At 73.5% G+C, this 23,322-nt stretch carries 18 protein-coding genes; 7 read left to right on the forward strand and 11 right to left on the reverse strand.

What is annotated here, in order from left to right:
• Positions 1–28: 28 nt before the first annotated feature.
• Together CBZ_RS00405 and CBZ_RS00410 are read right to left on the reverse strand one after the other, a co-directional pair.
• On the reverse strand, positions 29–1,714 hold the full coding sequence (locus CBZ_RS00405; RefSeq protein ID WP_130779651.1) for an ABC transporter substrate-binding protein: 1,686 nt from the start codon (positions 1,712–1,714) through the stop codon (positions 29–31).
• 57 nt (positions 1,715–1,771) lie between these two features.
• Positions 1,772–4,312, reverse strand: coding sequence for a beta-d-glucosidase (locus CBZ_RS00410; protein WP_130779652.1), 2,541 nt, complete (start codon positions 4,310–4,312; stop codon positions 1,772–1,774).
• Positions 4,313–4,401: 89 nt separating this feature from the next.
• On the opposite strand from CBZ_RS00410, the gene CBZ_RS00415 reads away from it, so the two are divergent.
• From CBZ_RS00415 to CBZ_RS00425, 3 genes are all read left to right on the forward strand, one after another.
• Positions 4,402–5,100, forward strand: coding sequence for a TetR/AcrR family transcriptional regulator (locus tag CBZ_RS00415; protein ID WP_130779653.1), 699 nt, complete (start codon positions 4,402–4,404; stop codon positions 5,098–5,100).
• 117 nt (positions 5,101–5,217) lie between these two features.
• Positions 5,218–5,952, forward strand: coding sequence for a response regulator transcription factor (locus CBZ_RS00420; protein WP_130779654.1), 735 nt, complete (start codon positions 5,218–5,220; stop codon positions 5,950–5,952).
• Positions 5,949–7,544, forward strand: coding sequence for a sensor histidine kinase (locus CBZ_RS00425; RefSeq protein WP_218022687.1), 1,596 nt, complete (start codon positions 5,949–5,951; stop codon positions 7,542–7,544). Before CBZ_RS00420 ends, CBZ_RS00425 begins: the two co-directional genes overlap by 4 nt.
• A 156-nt stretch (positions 7,545–7,700) precedes the next feature.
• On the opposite strand, the gene CBZ_RS00430 is transcribed toward CBZ_RS00425, so the two are convergent.
• The 8 genes from CBZ_RS00430 to dnaK all read right to left on the reverse strand — a co-directional run bounded on the left by CBZ_RS00430 (position 7,701) and on the right by dnaK (position 18,218).
• Complete coding sequence (locus CBZ_RS00430; RefSeq protein WP_130779655.1) at positions 7,701–9,218, reverse strand: FGGY-family carbohydrate kinase; 1,518 nt, start codon at positions 9,216–9,218, stop codon at positions 7,701–7,703.
• A gap of 34 nt (positions 9,219–9,252) precedes the next feature.
• On the reverse strand, positions 9,253–10,752 hold the full coding sequence (locus CBZ_RS00435) for a hypothetical protein (protein WP_130779656.1): 1,500 nt from the start codon (positions 10,750–10,752) through the stop codon (positions 9,253–9,255).
• A 69-nt stretch (positions 10,753–10,821) separates the two neighbouring features.
• A complete protein-coding gene (locus tag CBZ_RS00440; RefSeq protein ID WP_130779657.1) occupies positions 10,822–12,291 on the reverse strand; it encodes a hypothetical protein in 1,470 nt (489 codons plus the stop codon).
• A gap of 169 nt (positions 12,292–12,460) precedes the next feature.
• Positions 12,461–13,951, reverse strand: coding sequence for a hypothetical protein (locus tag CBZ_RS00445; RefSeq protein WP_130779658.1), 1,491 nt, complete (start codon positions 13,949–13,951; stop codon positions 12,461–12,463).
• Between the two features lie 186 nt (positions 13,952–14,137).
• Positions 14,138–14,563 (reverse strand): heat shock protein transcriptional repressor HspR, encoded by a 426-nt coding sequence (locus CBZ_RS00450; RefSeq protein WP_130779659.1) that lies wholly within the window; start codon positions 14,561–14,563, stop codon positions 14,138–14,140.
• Between the two features lie 121 nt (positions 14,564–14,684).
• Complete coding sequence (locus tag CBZ_RS00455; RefSeq protein WP_130779660.1) at positions 14,685–15,668, reverse strand: DnaJ C-terminal domain-containing protein; 984 nt, start codon at positions 15,666–15,668, stop codon at positions 14,685–14,687.
• Between the two features lie 40 nt (positions 15,669–15,708).
• Entirely contained in the window at positions 15,709–16,362 is a 654-nt protein-coding gene (locus tag CBZ_RS00460) for a nucleotide exchange factor GrpE (protein ID WP_130779661.1), read from the reverse strand.
• Positions 16,359–18,218 (reverse strand): molecular chaperone DnaK, encoded by a 1,860-nt coding sequence (gene dnaK / locus CBZ_RS00465; protein ID WP_130779662.1) that lies wholly within the window; start codon positions 18,216–18,218, stop codon positions 16,359–16,361. Before dnaK ends, CBZ_RS00460 begins: the two co-directional genes overlap by 4 nt.
• A gap of 442 nt (positions 18,219–18,660) precedes the next feature.
• Between dnaK and CBZ_RS00470 the strand changes: the two genes are divergently transcribed.
• Positions 18,661–19,749 carry a HEAT repeat domain-containing protein gene (locus tag CBZ_RS00470; protein ID WP_165446592.1) on the forward strand — a complete coding sequence of 363 codons (1,089 nt, stop codon included), beginning with the start codon at positions 18,661–18,663 and terminating at the stop codon, positions 19,747–19,749.
• Positions 19,750–20,091: 342 nt separating this feature from the next.
• Here the strand turns inward: CBZ_RS00470 and CBZ_RS00475 are convergent, their stop codons facing one another.
• Positions 20,092–20,607, reverse strand: a complete 516-nt coding sequence (locus tag CBZ_RS00475) for a GNAT family N-acetyltransferase (protein ID WP_130779664.1) — start codon at positions 20,605–20,607, stop codon at positions 20,092–20,094.
• A gap of 41 nt (positions 20,608–20,648) precedes the next feature.
• Between CBZ_RS00475 and CBZ_RS00480 the strand changes: the two genes are divergently transcribed.
• The 3 genes from CBZ_RS00480 to CBZ_RS00490 all read left to right on the forward strand — a co-directional run bounded on the left by CBZ_RS00480 (position 20,649) and on the right by CBZ_RS00490 (position 23,094).
• Positions 20,649–21,128: a GNAT family N-acetyltransferase gene (locus CBZ_RS00480; RefSeq protein ID WP_246012924.1), complete on the forward strand. Its 480-nt coding sequence runs from the start codon at positions 20,649–20,651 to the stop codon at positions 21,126–21,128.
• Positions 21,129–21,147: 19 nt separating this feature from the next.
• On the forward strand, positions 21,148–22,314 hold the full coding sequence (locus CBZ_RS00485) for a hypothetical protein (protein WP_130779666.1): 1,167 nt from the start codon (positions 21,148–21,150) through the stop codon (positions 22,312–22,314).
• Positions 22,315–22,494: 180 nt separating this feature from the next.
• Entirely contained in the window at positions 22,495–23,094 is a 600-nt protein-coding gene (locus tag CBZ_RS00490) for a histidine phosphatase family protein (RefSeq protein ID WP_246012926.1), read from the forward strand.
• The last annotated feature ends 228 nt before the right edge of the window (positions 23,095–23,322 follow it).

Genomic DNA, 23,322 nt, shown 5'->3' on the forward strand with positions numbered 1-23,322 from the left:
CGCCGCCGCACCACCGGGAGCGGGTCGGTCAGTCCTGCGTCGGCTCCAGGTTCATGACGATCCGGGCGGCCTGCGGACCCGTGGGCTGCGGGTTCGCGTACAGGTCGTCCTCGGTCGGGAAGCCCGTGTAGTTCTTCGTCGAGTACTGCGCGACGGCCGGGCGGGACCAGATGTACAGGCCCGGGACGTCCTCGACGTACGCCTTCTGGACGGTCGCGATCGCGGCGCTGCGGGCGGCCTCGTCGGACGCGCTCTTGAAGTCGTTGAGCGCCTGCGTGACGGCGTCGTTCTTGTACCGGCCGAAGTTCCACGTGGCCGTCTCGCCGAGCGGCACGTACGAGTTGCCGTCCATGAGGTTGGCGTACATGTTCCACGGCGTCGCGCCGCCGTCCGTCCAGTGCAGCGTCGCCTGGAAGTTGCCGAACGGGATGATGTCGTTGAACCAGGCGTCCTGGTTCGCGGCGTTGACCGTCGCGTCGACGCCGAGCTCGGCGGCGGCCGTCTTGATGAGGTCGAGGGCCGTCAGGTAGTCGTTCCAGCCTGCGGGGTTGACCAGCTCGAACGTCACGACCTCACCGTCGGGGTCGACGAGCTTGTCGCTGCCGTCCCACGTGTACCCGGCGTCGGTCAGCAGCTTCTTCGCGGCGTCGACGTCGACGTCCAGCTCCTCGCCGGCGAACTCGTCGGCCAGGTACGCCTCGCCCGACGGCATCGGCATGCCGGTGACGCTGGAGATGACCGGCCACACGCCCGAGCCCGCGAGCGCCGAGATCTGCGTGCGGTCGACGACCATGTTGAGCGCCTTGCGGAAGGCGACGTCGTCGAACGGCTTCTTCTCGTTGTTGAGGTACAGGATGTCGCTGCCGAAGCCGCCGCCCGCGACCTGGTGGTGGTGCTCCGGGTCCTTGGCGATGTAGACGTCCTCGAAGTCCGCGATGAACGTCCAGCCCCACTGCGCCTCGCCCGTCGTGAGGGCCGTGGTGAGGGCGTTGTTGTCGTTGTACGACGAGTACTGCAGCTTCGCGACCTTCGGCTCGCCGCCCCAGTAGGTCGGGTTCGGGACGAGGGTCGCGGCCTGCGGGGTCCAGGTGTCGAGCAGGTACGGGCCGGTGCCGACGGGCTCGGTGTCCGTGTAGGTCGTCGGGTCGACGTCCTTCCAGATGTGCTCCGGCACGATGACCTGCTGCAGCAGCTTGACCTGGTTGACGTACTGGCCCTCGGTGAACGTGATCGTCACCGAGCCGTCCGCGGAGGCGACCGACGCGATCTGGTCGGGGAAGTTGTTGTTGATCGCGGGGTAGTCGATGAGGAGCTGCAGGGTGAACGCGATGTCGTCCGCCGTGAACTCCTCGCCGTCGGACCACGTCACGTCCGCACGGGGGACGATCGTCGCCTCCGTGTAGTCGGCGTTCCAGGTGACCGACTCGGCGAGCCACGGCTCGGGGTCCTCGAGCGGGTTGACGTCGTTGACCTGCATGAGCGACTCGTAGATCACCCACGCGTAGCCGAGCGACTTCGCCGCGGAGCCCGTCGGGATGAGCGGGCTCTGGTTCTCGTTCTGCGGGCCGTTGGGCATGCCGACGGTCAGGACGGCGCCGTCACCGGAGCCCGTGCTGCTGTCGTCGGACGTGCCGCCGCCGCCCGAGCAGGCGGTGGCGAGCAGCGCGACGGTGGACAGACCGGCCACCATCGTTGCGAGCTTGCGCGTTCTCACGAGTGCCTCCTTGCACTGACTGCTGGTTGTGGGGTCGTGCGGTGCTGCGCTGTGGGATCAGGGGGCGGTCGGCGCCGGGGGGACCTCGACGTCGACCGTGAGGCGCAGGTCGCCGCTGGAGCGACCGACGCGGAGCGTGTACGTCCCGGCGGGGGTCACCCAGCCGTGGCCTGCGGGGTCCCAGGTGCGGAAGGCGTCGGCGTCGACGCGGACCCGGGCGGTCGTGCGCTCGCCGGGTGCGGCGCGCACGACGGTGAACCCGCCGAGCCACCGGACCGGGCGGCCGTCGGCCGTGCCGGCGGGGGGCTCGACGTAGACCTGGACGACCTCGCGGCCGGCGCGGGGCCCGGTGTTGGTGACGGTGACGTCGAGCAGGACGTCGCCCGTCGCGTCGGACGTGCCGGGCGTCGCGTCGGGCGTCGCGGCCCGCTCGACGAGGACCGCGGACTCGTGCGCCCACGTCGTCCACCCGAGCCCGTGCCCGAACGGCGCCGCGGGCGTGCGGCCGAGCCGCAGCCACGACCGGTACCCGACGTGCACGCCCTCGTGGTAGTCGACGACCCCGCCGACCGGGACCGCGTCGGGGACGGGGACGTCGTCCTCGTGCGCGGGCAGCGTCCACGGCAGGCGGCCCGACGGCTCGGTCACGCCGGTGAGCACGTCGGCGAGCGCCTCGGGCCACTCCTGCCCGCCGAGCCACGCCCACACGACGCACGGCACCTCGTCGAGCCACGGCAGCAGCACGGGGGCGCCGGCGTTGACGACGACGACCGTGCGGGGGTTCGCGGCGACGACGGCCTTGACGAGCTGGTCCTGCGTGCCTGGCAGCGCGAGCGACGTGCGGTCGTAGCCCTCGGACTCGATCTCCTCGTTGGTGCCGACGACGACGACCGCGAGGTCGGCGGCCTCGGCGGCCGCGACGGCGGCGGCGAGCAGCTCGTCGGGGGACGTCCCGGGGGTGCGGTGCACGAGCTCGGCCCGCGCGAACGACGCGTACCCGACGGGGTGGACCGCCTGCACGTGCGCGTCGAGGTCGACGGTGGTCGGCTCGGTGACGTCGACGACGAGCGTCGCGGGCACCGGCTGGTTGACGGACGAGTCGAGGATGACCTCGGCGCCGACGACCCGGTCGCCGGTGGAGACGACCTGACCGCCGACCGCGACGAGGTGGCGCCCGACGGTCCCGACGCCGACCTCGTGCCGGCCGGGCTCGTCGAGCCGGACGGTGGTGCGCAGGCGGACGGTCGCGGCGGCGGCGGGGACGTCGCGCAGCCAGCCGCCCCACGTGGTGGTGGTGCGTGCGTCGAGGACGGTCCCGTCGGCGTCGAGCAGCTCGACGAGCACCCCGGCGTCGCCGTCGGGCGTGGTGCACCGGCCGGCGAGGTCGAGGTGCGGGGGCCGCTCGCGGGAGACGGCCCCGGCGTGCACGTCGACGGGGACGCCGAACGCCTCGGCCAGCGCGTCGGCGGGCGTCGACGACCGCTCGGGCCGGACGTACGCGGACCCGCCGCCCTGCACGAACGGGCTCACGGCGTTGGGGCCGAGCAGCGCGACGCGGTGCACGTGCGCGGGCTCGGCGGGCAGCGCGTGCTCCTCGTCGCGCAGGACGACCATCGACCGCCCGACGAGCGTGCGCAGCGTGCCGCGGACGTCGACGTCGGCGACCTCGTCGCGGTGGTCGCCCTCGGCGGGGAGTCCCTCGATCGCCCCGACGCGCTGCGCGAGGCGCAGGACGCGCAGCACCTTGTCGTCGAGCAGGTCCTCGCTGACGCGCCCGTCGCGGACGGCATCGAGCAGGCCGTCGCCCCAGGGGCCGTCGGGGCCGGGCATCTGCAGGTCGAGGCCGCCCTCAGCCGCGGCCTCGACGGTGTTGGTCGCGACCCAGTCGGACACGACGACCCCGTCGAAGCCCCACTCGTCCTTGAGGACGCCGGTGAGCAGGGGCCGGTGCTCGAGGACGGGCGCGGCGGTGGTGCCGTCGTCGACGCCGGAGTAGGCGCCCATGACGGACCACGCGCGGGCGTCGCGGACGAGCCGCTCGAAGGGGGCGAGGTAGACCTCGCGGAGCGTGCGCTCGTCGACGCGGGACAGGTAGGTGGTGCGCTGCGTCTCGGAGTCGTTGGCGACGAAGTGCTTGACGCACATGCCGACGCCGCGGTCCTGCGCGGACCGCACGACGTGCACGGCGATCGCTCCGGTGAGCAGGGGGTCCTCGGAGTAGCACTCGAAGTGCCGGCCGCCGACGGGGGTCCGCTGGAGGTTGACCTGGGGGGCGAGGACGACGTCGACGCCGTGCCGACGGGCCTCGGCGGCGAACAGCGTGCCGACCTCGTCGGCGAGGTCGAGGTCCCAGGTGGCGGCGAGGGCGCTGGGGGCGGGGAACGACGCGGCGGTCTCGGTCGGGTCGTCGCTGACGCCGCGGACGCCGGCGGGGCCGTCGGACAGGTGCAGGGCGCGCAGCCCGATGTGCGGGATCGCGGTCGTGGACCACAGGCCGGCGCCGACGACGAGGGCGACCTTGTCGTCGGTCGTGAGCCGCGCGAGGAGCGCCGCGAGGGGCGCGTCGGGCCTGGTGGGGGCCGATGTGTCGGTCGACACGGGGTGGTTCTCCGTCCGGACGTCGTCGTTGCCGTCAGCAGAAGTAGAGCACAACTTACTGACTTGTTAGTAAGCGGGTTGGTCACAGTATGGTTTCGGTCATGGACGACGCCGTTCCCCCGACCGCCACCGGTCCGGCCGCACCCCCGGCCACCGCCGCGGACCCCGTCAAGCGCACCCGCCGACCCCGGCAGGCCACCGCCGAGCGCCGCGCCGAGATCCTGCGCGCCGCCGCCAACACCTTCGGGTCCAAGGGCTACAAGACCGGCTCGCTCGCCGAGGTCGCCGAGCAGGTCGGCATCACCCACGCCGGCGTCCTGCACCACTTCGGGTCCAAGGAGCAGCTGCTCGTCGAGGTCCTCGAGTACCGCGACAAGGAGGACGTGCGGCACCTCGAGGGCCAGCACATCCCCGGCGGCATCGACCTCTTCCGGCACCTCGTGCGGACCGCGCGCATGAACGCCGACCGTCCCGGCATCGTGCAGGGCTACACCGTCCTCACCGGCGAGTCCGTCACCGAGAACCACCCCGCGCGCGGCTGGGTCACGTCCCGCTTCAGCGTCCTGCGCGGCGAGATCGCCGACGCCGTCCGCGAGATCGGCGGCCCCGGCGTCAGCGACGCGACCGCCGAGCAGGCCGCGAGCGCGATCATCGGCGTCATGGACGGCCTGCAGGTCCAGTGGCTCCTCGACGACACCGTCGACCTCGCCGAGTCCACCACGTTCGCGATCGAGGCGATCCTCGCCGCCGCCCTCGCCGGCACGGACCGCCCGCACCCCCTGGCCTGACCACCCCGGCGCTCCACCGAGTTCGCCGGCAGGGGGCGGGGACTGCGGCGGGGCGCGCACAGCAGATTCACAGGAACGGTTCAGGCGCGACCAAGGTCCGGCGGTCATCCTCGGACCATGACGACCTCGACCGTGCGCCGCCCCGACACGCTCACCCGCGCCGACGGGTCCCCCGTCCGCGCCCTCGTCGTCGACGACGAGCCGACCCTCGCCGAGCTCCTGTCCACCGCGCTGCGCTACGAGGGCTGGACCGTCGAGCACGCGCTCACCGGGCACGCCGCCGTGCGGCTCGCCAAGGCGTCCAGCCCTGACGTCATCGTGCTCGACGTCATGCTGCCCGACCTCACCGGCCTCGACGTGCTGCGCCGCATCCGCACCGCCCACCCGCACGTCCCCGTCCTGTTCCTCACCGCCAAGGACGCCGTCGAGGACCGCATCGCCGGGCTCACCGCGGGCGGCGACGACTACGTGACCAAGCCGTTCAGCCTCGAGGAGGTCGTCGCCCGGCTGCGCGCCCTGCTGCGCCGCGCCGGCGCCGTGTCCGCCCGCGAGGAGGCCGTCCTCACCGTCGGCGACCTCGTCCTCGACGAGGACTCGCACGAGGTGTCCCGCGGCGGCGACGACATCCGCCTCACCGCCACCGAGTTCGAGCTGCTGCGGTACTTCATGCGCAACCCCAAGCGCGTCCTGTCCAAGGCGCAGATCCTCGACCGCGTCTGGCAGTACGACTTCGGCGGCCAGGCGAACATCGTCGAGCTCTACGTGTCCTACCTGCGCCGCAAGATCGACAAGGGCCGCACGCCGATGCTGCACACCCTGCGCGGCGTCGGCTACGTGCTGAAGCCGGCGTGACCACGACCCGCCCCGCGCCCCGCAACCGCTGGACGCTGCGGCGGCGGCTCGTCGCGCTCGTCGTGACCCTCGTCGCCGTCGTCGCCGTCGCGATGGGCGCCGTCACGACCGTCGCGCTGCACGGCTCTCTCGTCGGGCAGCTCGACGACCGGCTGCGCGGCGCGCACGGGCGGGCCCAGATGGCGCAGGACGGTCCCGGCGCCGCGGGCGGGACCGCCGCGATGCGTGCGGGCGGCCTCGTGCTCGACCGCGACGACCGCCCGCCGATCGCCGACCTGCCCGGGCAGGGCACCGGCACCGTGACGGTCGTCGCCACCCCCGGCGACACCGCGTCCGACGTCACCGCCGGCTACTGGAACGAGGACGGCGAGTTCGTCCGCCTCCCCGACACCGCCACGACCACGCTCCTCGACGTCCCCGTCGACGGCGACGTGCACGGCGTCCACCTCGACGACGCCGGCGCGTTCCGGGTGCTCGCGTCGAGCGCGCCCGACGGGACCGTCGTCGTCACCGCGATGCCGCTGTCCGGCGTGACCAGCACCATCACCGCCTACGTCGCGACCGCCGCCGTCGTCGCGCTCCTCGCCGTGCTCGCCGCAGCCGCCGTCGGGCTCGTCCTCGTCCGCCGCGAGCTGCGCCCCCTGACCCGCGTCGCGGCGACCGCCGCACGCGTCTCGCGCCTGCCCCTCGACCGGGGCGAGGTCGTCCTCGCCGACCGCGTCCCGCTGGCCGACACCGACACCGCGACCGAGGTCGGGCAGGTCGGCGCCGCGCTCAACCGGCTGCTCGGGCACGTCGAGGGCGCCCTCACCGCGCGGCACGCGTCCGAGTCGCAGGTCCGCCAGTTCGTCGCCGACGCCTCCCACGAGCTGCGCACCCCGCTCGCCTCCATCCGCGGCTACGCCGAGCTCGTCCGCCGGCTCCCCGACGACCTGCCCCCCGAGGCGCTGCTCGCGATGGCCCGCGTCGAGTCCGAGTCGCAGCGCATGACCGCGCTCGTCGAGGACATGCTGCTCCTCGCACGCCTCGACGCCGGACGACCCCTGGAGACCGAGCCCGTCGACCTGGCGCTGCTCGCCGTCGACGCCGTCACCGACGCGCACGCCGCCGGCCCGGACCACGTGTGGTCGCTCGACCTGTCCGCGCTCGACACCGGCGCCGACGGCGACGGCGCGACCGAGCCCGACGCCCCCGAGGTCGTCGGCGACGACCACCGCCTGCGCCAGGTCCTCGCGAACCTGCTCTCCAACGCCCGCCTGCACACCCCCGCGGCCACCACCGTCACCGTCCGTGTCGCGCGTGTGGGCCACGACGTCGTGGTCGAGGTCGCCGACGACGGCCCCGGCATCCCCGCCGAGCTGTGCGACCACCTGTTCGAGCGGTTCGTGCGCGGCGACGCGTCCCGCAACCGCGCCGCCGGGTCCACGGGCCTCGGGCTCGCGATCGTCGACGCCGTCGTCACCGCCCACCACGGCACCATCGACGTGACGAGCGACCCCGGTCACGGCACGACCTTCACCGTCCGCCTCCCGGCCGCCCCTGGTGCGACCCCGAGCCGCCCCACGGCTCCGCCCCGGCTCGTCGACGCCTGAACGCTCACCCGGCCCGAGGCCGTCTCGCGACGGTCGACCGGTGGACTTCCGGGAGATGCACGAGGCGGCCCGCGACGTGCGGGCACGCTACGCCGTCGTCGCGACGATGCGCAGCCTGTCCGCACACCTCGCGGAGGAGGCGGAGGACTCAGAGGGCTAGGGCGTCCCGCTCCTGTCGCGCCCTCCGCGCCCGCCACCGCGGGCCGCAGCGACGAAGCGGCTGAGCGCGTGCTCGACGTCCGACGCGGCACCGTCCGGGCGCCCCGGCACGGGCGACGACGGCAGCACCGCGACGCTCCCGCCCCCGAGCCCCGAGCGCTCGGCCGCGAGCAGCGCCGCCCCGGCGGCGACCGGCTCGGCCTCCGCGACCAGGCGCAGGGGCGACGGGCTGACGCGGGCCTTGAGCCGCAGCCACGCCGCGTTGGCGGACATCGGCCCGCCGAGCACGGCCACCGAGGTCGCGGCGTCGGCGCCCGCGAGGCGGCGCTGCTCGTCGAGCATCCAGCGGGCCTGCAGCGCGAGCCCGGCGAGCAGCGCGAACGCCCCCTCGGCCGCGGACCGGCCGTCGAGGTCGCCCACGACCTGCGGTGTCGCGTCGGGGTCGGGCGCGGGCGTCTGCCGGCCCCGGACGTACGGGAGGACGAGCGTGTCGAGCGGCGCGTCGCCGAGCGCGGCGACGTCCGCCATGAGGGCGTCCACGTCCGCCGTGCCGTGGCTCTCCAGCCACCAGGCGACGGCAGCGCCCGCGCTCGACGAGCCCGCGAGCAGCGCGGCGTGCGCACCCGAGACGGTCCGGACCAGGCTCATGCCCGCCGCCGCGACGGGCCCGGGGACCGGGTCGACCGCGAGGACCGTGCACACCGCCTCGGCCGTGCCGACCGAGTCCGCGGCCTGGCCGGGCCGCCGCACGCCCGCCGCCCAGGTACCCACCGGGTGGTCGTGCCCCGCGACCACCACCGGCGTCCCCGCACGCAGACCCGCCGCGGTGAAGGGGCCGTCGAGCACCACGCCCAGCGGCTCCCCGGGGACGAGGACGTCCGGGACGTGCGCGGGCGTGAGGCCGACCGCCCCGAGCAGGTCCGCGTCGAACGCCGTGGGCAGGTCGCCGGGGCGGCCCAGACGGTACCCGCCCGTCCGGCCCGCGAGCGTGTGGTCCGTCGCGAGCCGACCGGTGAGCAGCATGCCGACGAGGTCGGCCGCGCCCGCCCACCGGCCCGCTCCCCCGTGCAGGTCGTCCGGTCGGTGCGTGCGCAGCCACTCCCACGTCGCGAGCGGGACCTTCGCGCTGACCCGGACACCGGTGGCCGCGAACAGGTCGGCCCGGCCCAGCCGCGCGGCGAGCAGGTCGGCCTCGGCGCCCGCGCGCTGCCCGTCCCACCGCAGCCAGTCGCCGCGAGGTCGCCCGTCGGGGCCGACGGGTACACCCGTCTCCGCCATCGACGCGACCCCGACCGCGCACGGCACGACGCCGGACGACACGTGCCCGCCCGGGTGCGAGGTGGACCGCAGCACGCGGGCGACGAGGCCGGCCAGCACGTCGGCCGCGTCGGCGGGCGCCGGTGTGCGTGCCGACGCCACCGCGAGCACACGCGGCTCCGCCAGGTCGACCAGCGCGACCTTGGTGTTCGTCGTGCCGACGTCGATCCCGAGCGCGGTCGGCGGGGTCGTGGGCACGCCCCCATCCTGCCGCGCCGCGGTCACGGCCCGGTCAGTCGTTGACGGCGAACCACCCGTAGACGTCGACGAGCGCCTGCAGGTCGCCCCGGTCGTTGTACACCGAGAAGCCCGGACCGAGACCCGTGAGCACACCCGTCGCGACGTCCGCCCCGGGCCGCGCGTTCGCGCTGCTCGTGAACGGTCGGACGCCGCCCGTCGGGTGGACGGTCAGGTACGACGGGACCGCCGTGCCCGCGGTGGTCAGGTTGACCGCCATCGCGGTCGCGTCGGCACGCACGACGGCCGGGATGGCGTCCCCGTCGAACCCGGTGGTCGCACCCGCCCCGAGCAAGCCCGACCCGTCGGCGCGGCGCGGGACGACCGGGTAGAAGTCCGCGCCGCCCGACGCGACGTACCACCCGACGACGTCGACGACGAGGTGCGTCGAGCCCTGGTCGTTGTAGAGCGTGATGCTGCCGTCGGCGCCGAGGGGGACGACGGCGAGGTTCGGGACGTCGTCGCCGCGGTACGCGTTGAGGACGCTCGTCGACGGGCCGTCGACGGCGTCCGACGGGTAGGCGGAGACGTACGAGGTGGCCGCGGTCGCCTCCGTCGAGGTCACCGTGACGGCCGCGGCCACCGCGTCGACGGGCGCCTGCGTCCCGGGACCGGCCAGGTCGAGGCGGCGCGTGCCGTGCGCGCCGACCGGCGCCGACGCACGCGTGTCGAGGACACGCGTCGGCGTCACCGGCTCGAAGCCCGCCCCGGCCGGGTCGGACGTGTAGTAGCCCTGGATGTCCGCGACGAGGTGCGTCCACCCGGCGTCGTTGTAGAGGACGAGCTCGTACTTGCCGGACTCGGTGAAGCGCGACACCGGGACCGTCACGAGGTTCGCGACGTCACGCCCAGCGGTCGAGTTGATGACGCTCGTCGACGGCTCGCCCGCGAACCGGTACGGCTGCCAGGACACGAAGCTCGTCGGGGCGCTGCCCTGCGTCGTCGTGAGGTTGAGGACGACCGCGGACGTGTTGTCGGGCAGCTCGTCGAGCAGGAACACGGCGTTCTCGCCGGGCCCGACCGGTCCCTCGGCGTCCTCGCGGGTGTCGATCACACGGGTCGGCTCGACCGGCACGAACCGGCCGGGCTTCGTCATGCGGACGCTCCACACCCCCAGGTCGACGGCGTTGCCGAGCCACACGCCTGGCGCGTCGTCGGGGTCGGTGTCGGCGTATCCGTACCGCGTCCCGTAGAAGCCGCTCGGGTCGCTCACGCGCACCGTGGCGCTCGCGTCGGAGCAGGGCGCGACGAGAGAGAAATGGCCGTCCGGTCCCGAGACACCCGTCGCGACGACGCCGAGCCCTGCCCATTCCCAGCCGCCCACGAGCTCGACGGTCATGCCGGCCAGCCCGCCGCCAGTGGTGTCGCCGTCGTAGACCCACCCGTGCACCTCGCGCGTCGTGCACTCGACGGCGGAAGCCGGCGCGGCGACGGCGACGGCGGTCGCGAGGGCGAGCGCGGGGACGACGAGCATCGAGACGGTGCGACGTCGCACGGTTCCTCCTCCGGCGGCCTGGCGGCGCCTGTCGTGGGTCGGTCGGTCGGTCGGTCGGGGAGCGGGCGCTCAGCGGTTCGCGAAGAACCCGGTGACGTCGATGACGCCGTACGCGTCACCCGAGTTGTGGATGTCCACGATCCAGCTGCCGGCCACCGCGGCGGCGGCGACGTCGGCCCCCGGGCGGGCGTTGGTCGCGCTCGTCGCGGGCTCGGGCTCGTCGTATCCCCACACCTTGAGGTAGGTCGGCCGCGTCGCCCCGTAGGTCGTCACGTTGAGCATGACCGCCTCGGCCGACGAGGAGAGACCGAACTCGTCCGGGTCGAGGATGAAGCTCGTGGACCGGAAGATCGTCGGCGCGATCCGGTCCGCCACCCGCTGGGTGTCCAGCGGGAAGTACATCGACCCCTGGCCCCGCACGAACCACCCGGTGACGTCGACGATCACGTCCGTGTCGCCGCGGTCGTTGTAGAGCTCGACGTCCTGGCCGTCGCCGAGCGGCACGATCGCGAGGTTCGCGATGTCGTCGCCCCGGTACGCGTTCACGACGCTCGTCGACGGGCCGTCCTGCGCGCCGGCGGGGAACGCCGACACGTACGACGTGGCCGCGGTCCCCTCGGTCGTCGTCACCGTCACCATCGCCGCGACCGCGCCCGCCGGCGCCAGCGCGCCCAGCGGCACCCGACGCCTCTCACGCTCGCCCAGCGCCGTCGTGGTGCGCGAGTCGAACGCCCGGACCGCGTCGATCTTCACGTAGCCCGCGTCGGAGGTCGGCGTGTAGTAGCCCGCGAGGTCCGCGACGAGGTGCGTCGTGCCCGCGTTGTTGTAGAGCGTCACCTCGGGCCGGGCGAGGCCGGTGACCTGGGACGGTGCGATGCCGACCGTCACGAGGTTCGCGACGTCCCGGCCGCGCTCGGTGTTCAGCACGCTCGTCGTCGGCGTGCCGGGGGCACCGGACTCGTCGTCGACCACCGCGGACACGAAGGACGTCTGCGCGCTCCCCTCCGTCGCGGTGAGGTTGAGCACGACCGCGGTCGCGTCGGCGGGCACGCCGTCGAGCGCGAACCTCCGGCTCTGCCCCGGCCCCAGCGGGCCGCCCGGGTCGGTGCGGGTGTCGAGCGCACGACGGGGCTGGACGGGGACGAACCGACCGCCCGGCGTGACGAGCACGTCCTGCTCGACGCGGCCGCCGCCGAGCGGGAAGGTCGTCGCGCGCGACATGTCCGTCGCGTGCAGCCCGTAGGACTGCCCGGCGTACGGCGCGTCGAACGCGGCGTCCACCAGGACGACGCTCTCGACGCCCGTGCACCCCTCCTCGATCGCGTACCCGCCGAGCGAGTCCGAGTAGACGTAGTTGAGGTTGAAGATCGGCTCGCCCGACGAACCGTCGGCGGCCATCACCATGACGGTCATCCCCGGGACCGGGGCACCGGTGACGGAGTCGCGCACCGTCCCGCGCACCGTCGTGACGCACTCCGCTGCCGACGCCGCCGCCGGCACGAGCCCGGCGCACGTCGCCGCCACCACCGCGGCCGTCACGACGGCCCTGCCCCTCAGTCGCACGACGCCCCCCTTCGCGAACCCGGACGCTCGGCCAGGTCGGCGCACACGCTAGCAGCGCGCCACGACAGGCCAGGGCCCTCACGGTCGCGTCGCGGCGCACTCCGCCTACCCCACCGACACCGGTCGGCCAGGATGCCGGGCGCCGTCAGTCGTTGACCGCGAACCACCCGTACGCGTCGACCAGCGCGAGCAGGGTGCCACGGTCGTTGTAGACGGAGAAGCCCTGGTCGAGCCCAGTGAGGACCCCCGTCGCCACGTCGGCCCCCGGCCGTGCGTTCGCGTTGCTCGCGAGCGGTCGGGACGCACCGGTCGGGTGCACCGTCAGGTACGACGGCACCTGCGCGCCCGCGGTCGTGAGGTTGACGGCCATCGCGACCGCGTCGTCCCGGACGTCGCCGCCGAGGCCGGCCGCGTCGAAGTGCGCCGACACCCCACCGGGCAGCGCTCCCGACCCGGAGGACCGGCGCGGGTCGATCGCGTAGTAGTCGGCGCCGCCCGACTCGACGAACCACCCGACGACGTCGACCACGAGGTGCGTCGACCCCTGGTCGTTGTACAGGGTCACGGCGCCGTCGGGGCCGAGAGGGACGATCGCGAGGTTGGGCACGTCGTCGCCCCGGTAGGCGTTGAGGGCGCTCGTCGCGGGGCCGTCGACGGCGTCGGACGGGTACACCGACACGTACGACGTCGCGGCGGTCGCCTCCGTCGACGTCACGGTGATGGCCGCGGCCACCGCGTCGGCGGGTGCCGGGGCACCCGGTCCCGCCAGGTCGAGCGACCGGGTGCCGTGCGGACCCACCGGTGTCGACTCACGCGTGTCGAGCACCCGGTCCGGGGTGACGGGAACGAACCCGGCGCCGCTCGGGTCGGGCACGTAGTAGCCCTGGATGTCGGCGACGAGGTGGGTCCAGCCGGCGTCGTTGTACAGCACGACCTCCGGTCCGCCCGACTCGGTCCACCTCGACACCGGGATCGTCACGAGGTTCGCGACGTCGCGGCCCGCGGTCGCGTTGATGACGCTGGTCGTCGGGACGCCCGCGTCCCGGGTCGGCTGCGCGGAGACGAAGCTCGTCGGCGCGGTGCCCTCGGTCGCCGTCAGGTTCAGCACGACCGCGGTCGTGTCCACGGGCAGCTCGTCGAACAGGAAGGCGGCGTTCTCACCGGGTCCGACCGGTCCGCCCTCGTCGGCTCGCGTGTCGATGACCCGGGTGGGCTCGACCGCGACGAACCGCCCCGGTTCCCTCAGGTAGACGTTGGCCATGGTGGACGGGCCGCCGTCGAGCCGGGCGACCTGGGCGGACCCGGCGTCCGTGGCGTAGGGCGCGTACCGCGGGCCGTGGAAACCGCTCGGGTCCGAGGCGCGGACGACGACGTCGACGTCGAGGCACGCGGTCTCCACGAGGTACCAGCCGTCGGCGCGGGTCGTCGCCGACCCCACGACTCCGAGGTGGGCGGCGGCACCGGTGCCGACCAGCTCGACGGTCATCCCGCCGAGTGCCGCCTCGTCGGCGTCGACGGTCTGCACCAGGCCGTAGACGCGTGCCACGCAGTCGGCCGCCGCGGCCGGGCCGGAGGCGAGTGTCGCCCCCGTTCCCACGAGCGCGATCACGAGCACGGAGGTGGTGCGACGTCGCACGGGTGTCTCCTCGGCAGCATGCGGCACCCGGGCGGTGCAGGCAGGCGCACCCTATCCCTCGCCCCCGCACGTCCGGCAGCCGCCGCCCGTGTGAGCCGTGCGCCGAGCTCGTGACGTCGCGCCGAGGTCGTGACCTCGGGCTCACGACCTCGGCAGGTCGGTCACGACGTCGGGGGGCCGCGCTGCTCAGCCGCGCGGACGCCAGAGGACGATCGCGCCCGCCTCCGCCGGCTCGGACGGGCGGCGACGACGGGCCTCGCGGCCGGGCCGCTGGACGGCGACGACGTCGCCGCGGGGGTCGGCCGTGAAGACGCGGCGACCCGGGTCGACGAACGCGCGCAGGTACTCGACCTGGCGGCGCAGGGTGTCGAGCTCCGCCTCGAGCTCGAGGATCCGCTTGATGCCCGCGAGGTTGACGCCCTCGTCCTGGGACAGCCGCTGCACCTCGCGGAGCGTCGCGATGTCGCGCAGCGAGTAGCGGCGGCCGCGCCCGCTGGTGCGCCCGGGCGAGACCAGCCCGAGGCGGTCGTACTGGCGCAGGGTCTGCGGGTGCATGCCCGCGAGGTCGGCGGCCACCGAGATCACGTAGACCTTCGCGTCGTCCGTCGCCACGTCACCTCACCACCTCTCGCGCCGTCGCCCGACGCGGCCCGTCGCCGCCATGCCGCGGTCGGCACCCGTCGTCCTGCACCGGCGCCGCCGGGCGGGTCTCCCCCACCCGGCGGCGTGCCGGTCACTTCCTCGCGGCGTCCAGCAGGTCGGCACGGACGTCCTCGCCGGACGTCGCGATGCCGAACGCCTGCACCGCCTCGCGTGCCGCGGCGGACAGCCGCTGCGGAACGACGACCTGCACGGTGACGAGCAGGTCCCCCACGCCCTTCGGCGTGGTGATGCCCTTGCCCTTGACGCGCAGCGTGCGCCCCGACGGCGTGCCCTCGGGGACCTTGACCTTCACGGTGCCGCCGTCGAGCGTCGGGACCTCGACGGTCGCGCCGAGCGCGGCCTCGTCGAACGCCACCGGGACGGTGACGCGCACGTTCGAGCCCTCCAGGGAGAACACGGGGTGCGGTGCGACGTGCACGGTGACGACGAGGTCGCCGGGCGGGCCGCCGTTCTCCCCGGGCCGGCCCTTGCGGGGCAGCCGGATCTTCTGGCCGTCACGCACCCCGGCCGGGATGCGCGCGGTGAACGAGCGGCCCTCGACGGTGAGCCCGACGGTCGCCCCCTCGGCGGCCTGCCGGAACGGCAGGGTCACCTCGGCGACGAGCTCGGCACCCTGCTGCGGGCCGCGGAACCCGCCGCCGCCCTGGTTGAACAGGCCGCCGAGGATGTCCTCGAACCCGCCCGCCCCGCCGGGAGCGCCGGACGTCGAGTAGCGGACCCGCCCGCCGGGGCCGTTGGACCCGCCGAACATGCCGCCGAACAGGTCCTCGAACCCGGCGTTGCCGCCGCCGCGGCCACCCGCGGTGAAGCGGGCGCCGCCGGCCATGGCCCGGAGCTGGTCGTACTGCTGACGCTGCTCGGTGTCGGACAGGACCGCGTAGGCCTCGCCGATCTCCTTGAACTTCGCCTCGGCGACGGCGTCACCCGGGTTGTGGTCCGGGTGCATGCTCCGCGCCAGCTTGCGGTACGCCTTCTTGATGGTCGGCCCGTCGGCGTCCTTGGGGACGCCGAGAACCGCGTAGAAGTCCTTCTCGAGCCAGTCCTGCCCGGTCACGGCGCCTCCCTCCTGGACGTGCGGGTCGTGGTGGTGATGATCAGGCCTCGGGGTCGACGACCGCCACCCGGGCCGCGCGCAGGACGCGGTCGGCCGTGCGGTAGCCGTGCTGGAGGACCATCTGGACGGTCGGCTCGGTGACCTCCGCGGAGTGCGCGTGCATGAGCGCCTCGTGCACCGCGGGGTCGAACGCCTCGCCGGCCTGCCCGTACTGCTCGACGCCGAACCGCTGCAGCGTCGCCGTGAGCTTCTCGGCGATCGACGCGAACGGGCCGGTCAGGTCACCGTGCTGGCGGGCCAGCTCGATGTCGTCGAGCACCGGGATGAGGCCCTCCGCGAGCGACGCGATGCCCCGGTCGTGGGCGGCGAGGGCGTCGGCCTTCGACCGCTTCACGTACGCGGAGTACTGCTGCTCGAGGTTGTAGTGCGCGGCCTGGGCCCGCTGGAGCTCCTCGAGCCGCTCGGCCGCGAGCTTCTGCGCCTCGATGAGCCCCTCGAGGACGACCTCCTCCCGACCTTCAGACCCAGCGCCCTGGACGATTGATTCTGCGTCCGCGAGGACCTGCTCCTCGGGCGACGGCTGGCGCACCTGCCCCGTCTCCGGGTCGATGCGGCGCTTGTCGGTGAACCGGGGTGCCCCCTCGGCGGGGTCGGGCTGACCCGACCCCACCGGGCGGTCGTTCTCGTCCGTCACTTCTTGTCGTCCTCGTCGTCGACGATCTCGGCGTCGACGACGTCCTCGTCGGGCGTCGTCGCAGCGGGCTCCTCCGCGGCAGGCGCGTCGGCCGGGGCCGACTGCTGCTGCGAGTAGATCGCCTCGCCGATCTTCTGGCTCACCGTGGCGAGGTTCTGCGTCTTCGCCTTCACGGCGTCGACGTCGGTGCCCTCCAGGGCGACCTTGAGCTCGCCGACCGCGGCCTGCACGTCGGTCTTGACGTCCTCGGGCAGCTTGTCCGCGTTGTCGACGAGGAGCTTCTCGGTCGAGTAGACGAGCTGCTCGGCGGAGTTGCGGGCCTCGGCGTCCTCACGGCGCTTCTTGTCCTCGGCCGCGTGCTCCTCGGCCTCCTTCACCATGCGGTCGATGTCCTCCTTGGGGAGGGCCGAGCCGCCGGTGATCGTCATCGACTGCTCCTTGCTCGTGCCGCGGTCCTTCGCGGACACGTGCACGATGCCGTTCGCGTCGATGTCGAACGTGACCTCGATCTGCGGCACGCCACGCGGGGCGGGCGCGATGCCGGTGAGCTCGAACGTGCCGAGCGGCTTGTTGTCCCGCGCGAACTCGCGCTCGCCCTGGAACACCTGGATGAGGACGGACGGCTGGTTGTCCTCGGCCGTGGAGAAGATCTCCGAGCGCTTGGTGGGGATCGCCGTGTTGCGCTCGATGAGCTTCGTCATGACGCCGCCCTTGGTCTCGATGCCGAGCGACAGCGGCGTGACGTCGATGAGCAGGACGTCCTTGCGGTCGCCCTTCATGACACCGGCCTGCAGCGCGGCGCCGACGGCGACGACCTCGTCCGGGTTGACACCCTTGTTGGGCTCCTGGCCGCCGGTGAGCTCCTTGACGACCTCGGTCACCGCGGGCATGCGGGTCGAGCCGCCGACGAGCACGACGTGGTCGATCTCCGACAGCTTGATGCCGGCGTCGCGGATCACCGAGTGGAACGGCGCCTTCGTGCGGTCGATGAGGTCCTGCGTCATCTGCTGGAACTGCGCGCGCGTGAGCTTCGTGTCCAGGTGGACCGGGCCGTTCTCGCTCATGCTGAGGTACTGCAGCGAGATGTTGGTGGCCGTCGCGGACGACAGCTCCTTCTTGGCCTGCTCGGCCGCCTCGCGCAGACGCTGCAGGGCGATCTTGTCCTTCGACAGGTCGACGCCCGTCGTGTTCTTCACCTCGGAGACGAGGTGCTCGACGATGCGGTTGTCCCAGTCGTCGCCGCCGAGGCGGTTGTCGCCGGACGTCGCGCGGACCTCGATCGTCGAGAAGCCGTCGTCGTCCTTGCCCACCTCGAGGAGGGACACGTCGAACGTGCCGCCACCGAGGTCGAAGACGAGGATGAGCTCGTCCTCCTTGCCCTTCTCCAGGCCGTAGGCCAGGGCCGCCGCGGTGGGCTCGTTGATGATGCGCAGGACGTTGAGGCCGGCGATCGCGCCCGCGTCCTTCGTCGCCTGGCGCTCGGCGTCGTTGAAGTACGCCGGGACCGTGATGACGGCGTCGGTGACGGGCTCGCCCAGGTACGCCTCGGCGTCACGCTTGAGCTTGCCCAGCACGCGCGCGGAGATCTCCTGCGGCGTGTACTTCTTGTCGTCGATCTCGACCGTCCAGTCCGTGCCCATGTGGCGCTTGACGGACGTGATGGTGCGGTCGACGTTGGTGACGGCCTGGCGCTTGGCGATCTCGCCGACGAGCACCTCGCCCGTCTTGGAGAACGCGACCACCGACGGCGTCGTGCGCGACCCCTCGGCGTTGGCGATGACCGTGGGCTCGCCGCCCTCGAGGACCGAGACCACCGAGTTCGTGGTGCCGAGGTCGATGCCGACTGCTCGTGCCATGTGCGTGCCTTCTTCCTGTGCTGCTTCGGGTCTGCGGGGCCCTGCTCCGGGGTGGAGCGGGCCGCTCTTGAGTCCGCCGGGCTCAAGTCTGCGTCGGCCGTGACGGCCGCGCAACCTCGACCCGCCAAACTTGAGTCTGATTGGCTCAACCTTGTGAGCGTTCTGAGCATTCCCAGGATCGACCGGGTCTCCTGCGGTGGTCTGCGTGCCCGCCTCCCCGGATCCCGCGGGAAGACGCATCCAAGGGCTCGGGAAGACGCCGAATCGCTCGGGAAGACGCGTGAGGGGCGACGGTCACGGCGCGCTTCCCCGCCGGTTAACGCTGTGGGATCTCATCCGAGTTGGCCAGATCTCACGCAGTTGGCCACGGCGGGTCCGAGTCTCATCGAGTTGGCCAGGGACGACGCCCGAAGCCGTGGGCTCGAGCGCTACCGTCGGCGTCGTGGCTGAGGTCGACGCACGGTGGGTGCGGTTGCTCGCGCTTCGTCAGGGGCTCGGGGACGCGGAGGTAGAGGACGAGGCGGCCTCGCTGGTTGCGCAGTTCCAGGTCGAGGCGGAGGAGTCGGTCCTCGAACTCGCCTTGAGCGCGTTGTCGCACGATGATCCGTGGCATCGGCAAGCGGCTGCATGGGTCCTCGGACAGTTCGGGTTCCCGGAGGGACGGCCCTTCGGTGCACGGGTGCTTCCCGAGGTGCTGCGTGCGGCCCGCGCGGAGCGGGACGATGACGTCCGCGAGGACCTGGTAGCCGCCCTGGGCGACGCGCAGGACGCCGCGTGGCTCGACGACCTGCTGTCGTTCGCGGGAGACCCGGCTCCCGGCGTGCGCCGGGCAGTGGCGAGCCACGTTCCGGGCATGCCATACGCCGACCCGTTGCCTGATCGGGCCATCGACGCGCTGATCATGCTCTCGACGGACACCGACCCGCGGGTGCGCGACTGGGCGACGTTCGGTCTGGGTACCCAGTCGTCGCAGGACTCGTCCGAAATCCGCGCCGCTCTGCTCGCGCGGCTGGACGACGAGGACGCGGACGCGGCAGCAGAGGCGCTGGTCGGGCTGGCCCGCCGAGGGGCCCCGGAGGCGCTGGTCCGGGTCCGGGCTCTACTCGAGGAGCCCGACGGGCCCATCACGCTGTTGGTGCTCGAGGCGGCGGCAGAACTCGCCGACCCCATGCTGATGCCGGCGTTGGAAGCGCTGGCACTGGAGTGGGACGGCGACGAGGACCAGCACACCGAGGCTGTCGCGTTCGCGCTCACCAGGTGCGACCCAGAGGCACCCGAGTCGGCGAGGCAGATTGAACAGCAGATCGTCACCGCGGTCGACGAGCGCGCCGCAGGCACGGGGTGGTCGCTCGCAATGACGGGCGCCTACCCGCGCACGCTGGCGTGGCCCCGTCGTCCCGACGATGCGGTTGACGAGTCGGTCGAGCCAGACGCCTTGTGGGAGGGATGCGCCCCGGGCAGGTTGGAGATCGACGCCGTCGTGACTCGGTGCGTCGCCCTGATCCACGAGGCTATGGCCCGTCGGGATTGAGAGTCCTGCTCGAGCCGCGGACCGGGCTCAGCACCGTGGTCCGTGGGTCGTCATCGTCGTCCCGTACAACGGGGATCTCTCGGTGCTCACCGCACCCACAGGGGCGCTCCTGATCCAGGCGCTCGGACCGCCCGCCCGCCCCGGCTGCTCGCAGCCCAACACGAGCCGCTCGAGGACTTGGACAAGTTCGTGAGACGACGCGCGTCTCACCATCCTGTCCAGTCCCACGTCAGGCCGCTTCGGCTTGACAGAACTGGTCCGATCAGCGGCTGCGGGTGGGGTGCCCGGTCCGATGGCGTCCCCGATCGCGACACGTCGGCCACGGGGACACCGCGGGCCGGCTCAGAGGTGCCGGACGGTCAGCATGCTGCGGCCATGGGTGGACTCCGCCAGAACCGTGCCCGTCTCGTCGAACTCGAGCTTCTCCAGGACCCGGCGCGACGCCACGTTCCAGTCCCACACGGTCGCCCACAGCCGGGGGCAGCCCGACTCGCGCGCCCACTCGACCACCGCCCGGCCCGCCTCGGTGGCGTAGCCGCGGCCATGCGCCGCCCGCAACAGCTCGAAGGCCAGCTCGGGCTCGTCGGACCGCTCGCTGCCGTGCAGGGTCAGGCCGCAGTACCCGATCAGCTCGGCCGTGGCCCTGCGGTGCACGGCAAGAAGCCCCGGCTCACCGTCGACGCCTGCGGCGATGTCCGCCACGGTCGGCCGGCCGTGCGCGTCGATCCGCCGGTGCTCCGGCACCCGTGGATCCCGCTCGGTCCAGAGCCGGCGGTACGTCGCGGCCTCCTCCACCCTGCGGGGCCGCAGCACGAGGCGATCGGTCTCGAGGGTGTCGGGCACGCGGATCGGCGCCATGCGGCGATGGTGTCACGTGCCGTGCCAGGATCGCGGGCGTGATGCTCCGCGATGCGACCGGCGACGACATCGACCTGCTCCACGACCTGCTCCTCGAGGCGTTCAACTGGGACGGGACGCAGCGGTTCACCCGCGCCGAGGTCGTCGCAGACGCCCACACCCACCGCTACCTCGGAGGGTGGAAGCGCCCGGACGACTTCGGGCTCGTCGCGACTGACGACGCCGGCTGCCCGCTCGGAGCCGTCTGGGCGCGCGCCCTGCCCGCCGCCACGCCGGGCTACGGCTACGTCGCGGACGACGTCCCGGAGCTCGGCATGGCCGTCGCCCGACCCCATCACGGCCGGGGCGTGGGGACCGCGCTGCTGGCCGGCTGCCTCGAGCAGGCCAACGGCCTCGGGTGGCGGGCCGTGAGTCTGAGCGTCGAAGACGGGAATGCCGCCGCTCGCGCCCTCTACTCCCGGCACGGCTTCGTGGTGGTCGGCCGCAACGGAGGCTCCGACACCATGCTGCGCGAGCTCTGAGCACGCCGAGGTCGTGACGGTGCGAGTGCTGCTGGACCAGTCGGTCGGCGTCCACTATGGGTACATGGCGATCGAGCCGTTCGGCGCCGGCCTCACTGCCGAGCTGCTCCAAGCACGGGGCGGCCAGCGGAACGGGCTGTGCGGGGCGACGTTCCCCGGAGCGCTGTCGTTCGTCGTCGGGCTGCACACCGGGTCCGTCCCGGTCCGCATCGAGCTCCACGACGACGCCCCGCCGCCCGAACCCGACTGGGAGGACGTCGTCGAGGCCTCGCTGACCCCCGTCGAGGGCGAGCCGTACGCGCTCACCTCGTTCGGCCACGCGGAGCCGCTCGACCTGCCCACCGACAGGTCCCTGCGCGCCCGCTGGAGTGCGCACGGGATGGACGAGTCCCATCGCGGGGGACCCGGGGAGGGGGAGCAGCCGCTCGACCGGTACCTCCTGCAGCTCTGGCCCGCTCCGCCCGCCGCCGACACGGTGGTGCGGTGGGGCAGCGAGGCGGCCCGGTACTGGCACGGCGTCGCCGAGCGGACGCCCCCGCCGCCGACACCGGAGGAACGCGCGCGTGCGCGGATCGCTCAGGAGGCGTCGGACCGGGCCCGCGACGAGGCTGCGCGTCGCGCGCGGCTCGAGCGCGAGGAGACCGACGCCTGGGGTGGTCGGCCACCGAGCGACGACCTCCGGGCCTGGGGGTGGCGCGCCCGCCAGCTCGCGGGGCAGGACCGCGACCTCGTCGACGCGATCGCCGGGCTCGACCCCGAGCAGCAGCGTGCCGTCGCGACCTGGGCGGCGACCCGGGCCTGCGAACGGGCCGGGATCCTCGACCGGCCCGGGCTCGCCACGGCACTCGCCGACATCGCACGCGGTGCGACGCCGGCCGCACCCTGGACGGGCTTCGGCGAGGCGTGGGACGCCCTGTTCCCGGCAGAGCCCGACGACGAGGACGGCGCCGGCGCGTCCGGACCGGTGGCCGCGGCCGTCGCGACGATCTCGCTGGGGCCGGCGGCCGCGGCACGGACGCCACTCGCACCCGAGGCCGCGGCGATCGACGCCGTCCTCGCGGCCGCGGACCCGCACCCTGGCACGGCGGCAGCAGGAGCGGTCGACGGTCTCGGGTCAGGGGCGCTCGACCGCGACGCCTGCTTCGCCGAGGCGCTCGTGGTGGTGCGGTCGCTCGCCACGCGGTGACGCGGGCGGCCGCAGCTGTCACTAGCAAAGCGGTCCCGCGCGGCAGGTCGACGTCGGCGGTCGTGGGAGTGTGTCGTCGTGGACGCCTACCCGCTGCCGCCGGTACCCGGCCGGGTGCCGGCGCGTGAGCGCACTGTCCACGTCGTGACGCACCCGGAGGCCACCCACCATGTCGACGGTGTGGTCGGTGGCCAGTTCGACTCGACCCTGACCCTGCGCGGGGAACGTGAGGCTGTGGCGATCGCCGCTGCGCTGCGCGCACGCATCAGCACGGTGGGGCGGGTCACCGTCGCCACGTCCGACCTGCGGCGCACGCGTCAGACCGCCGCGACGATCGGTGAGGCCCTGGGCGTCGAACCGGTGCTCGACCCCCGGCTGCGCGAGAAGTCCTACGGGGAGGCGGGTGGGCGCCCGCAGGCGTGGCTCGACGCCCGCTTCGTGCCGCCGCCCGCCGTCGGAGACCGTCTCCGCCACCACGAGGGTGTGGCCGGCGCGGAGACCCGGCTCGACGTCGCCGTTCGCGCCTACGCATCGATGACCGACCTTCTCCTGCACGACGTCGACGAGCTGGTCGTCGTGACCCACGGGTTCACCGCCGGCCTGCTCGTCGCGGCCTGGATCGGCATGCCGGTCGAGGCTGCCGGCCACGTCGCGTTCCCGGTGCCGTCGGGAAGCATCACGACGCTCCGTGAGGACGGGTACTTCCACAACCGCGCCGTCGTCACCGTCGGCGAGGTCGACCACCTGCGCACTGTGGACACTCATGACCGCCGGAGCTGAGTTCATCGAGACGCTCGGTGATCGCGTCTTCCTGGTAGGTGAGTGATCGTGGCCGGCAGTTTCTTTCTCGCGGACGGACGGGAGTGGCACTCGTCGTCGTCGACGTTCTTCTGGGTGCTCGACGCCCTGGCGAACCACACAACAGACAAGGTTCTCGCCGACCACCTGCTGGAGCTCATCGAGTTCAACGTCGGATTCTTCGGTGTCGAAGAGCTGGCAGACGATCAA

It is taken from the genome of Cellulomonas biazotea, assembly GCF_004306155.1.
Taxonomy (GTDB): Bacteria; Actinomycetota; Actinomycetes; order Actinomycetales; family Cellulomonadaceae; genus Cellulomonas; species Cellulomonas biazotea.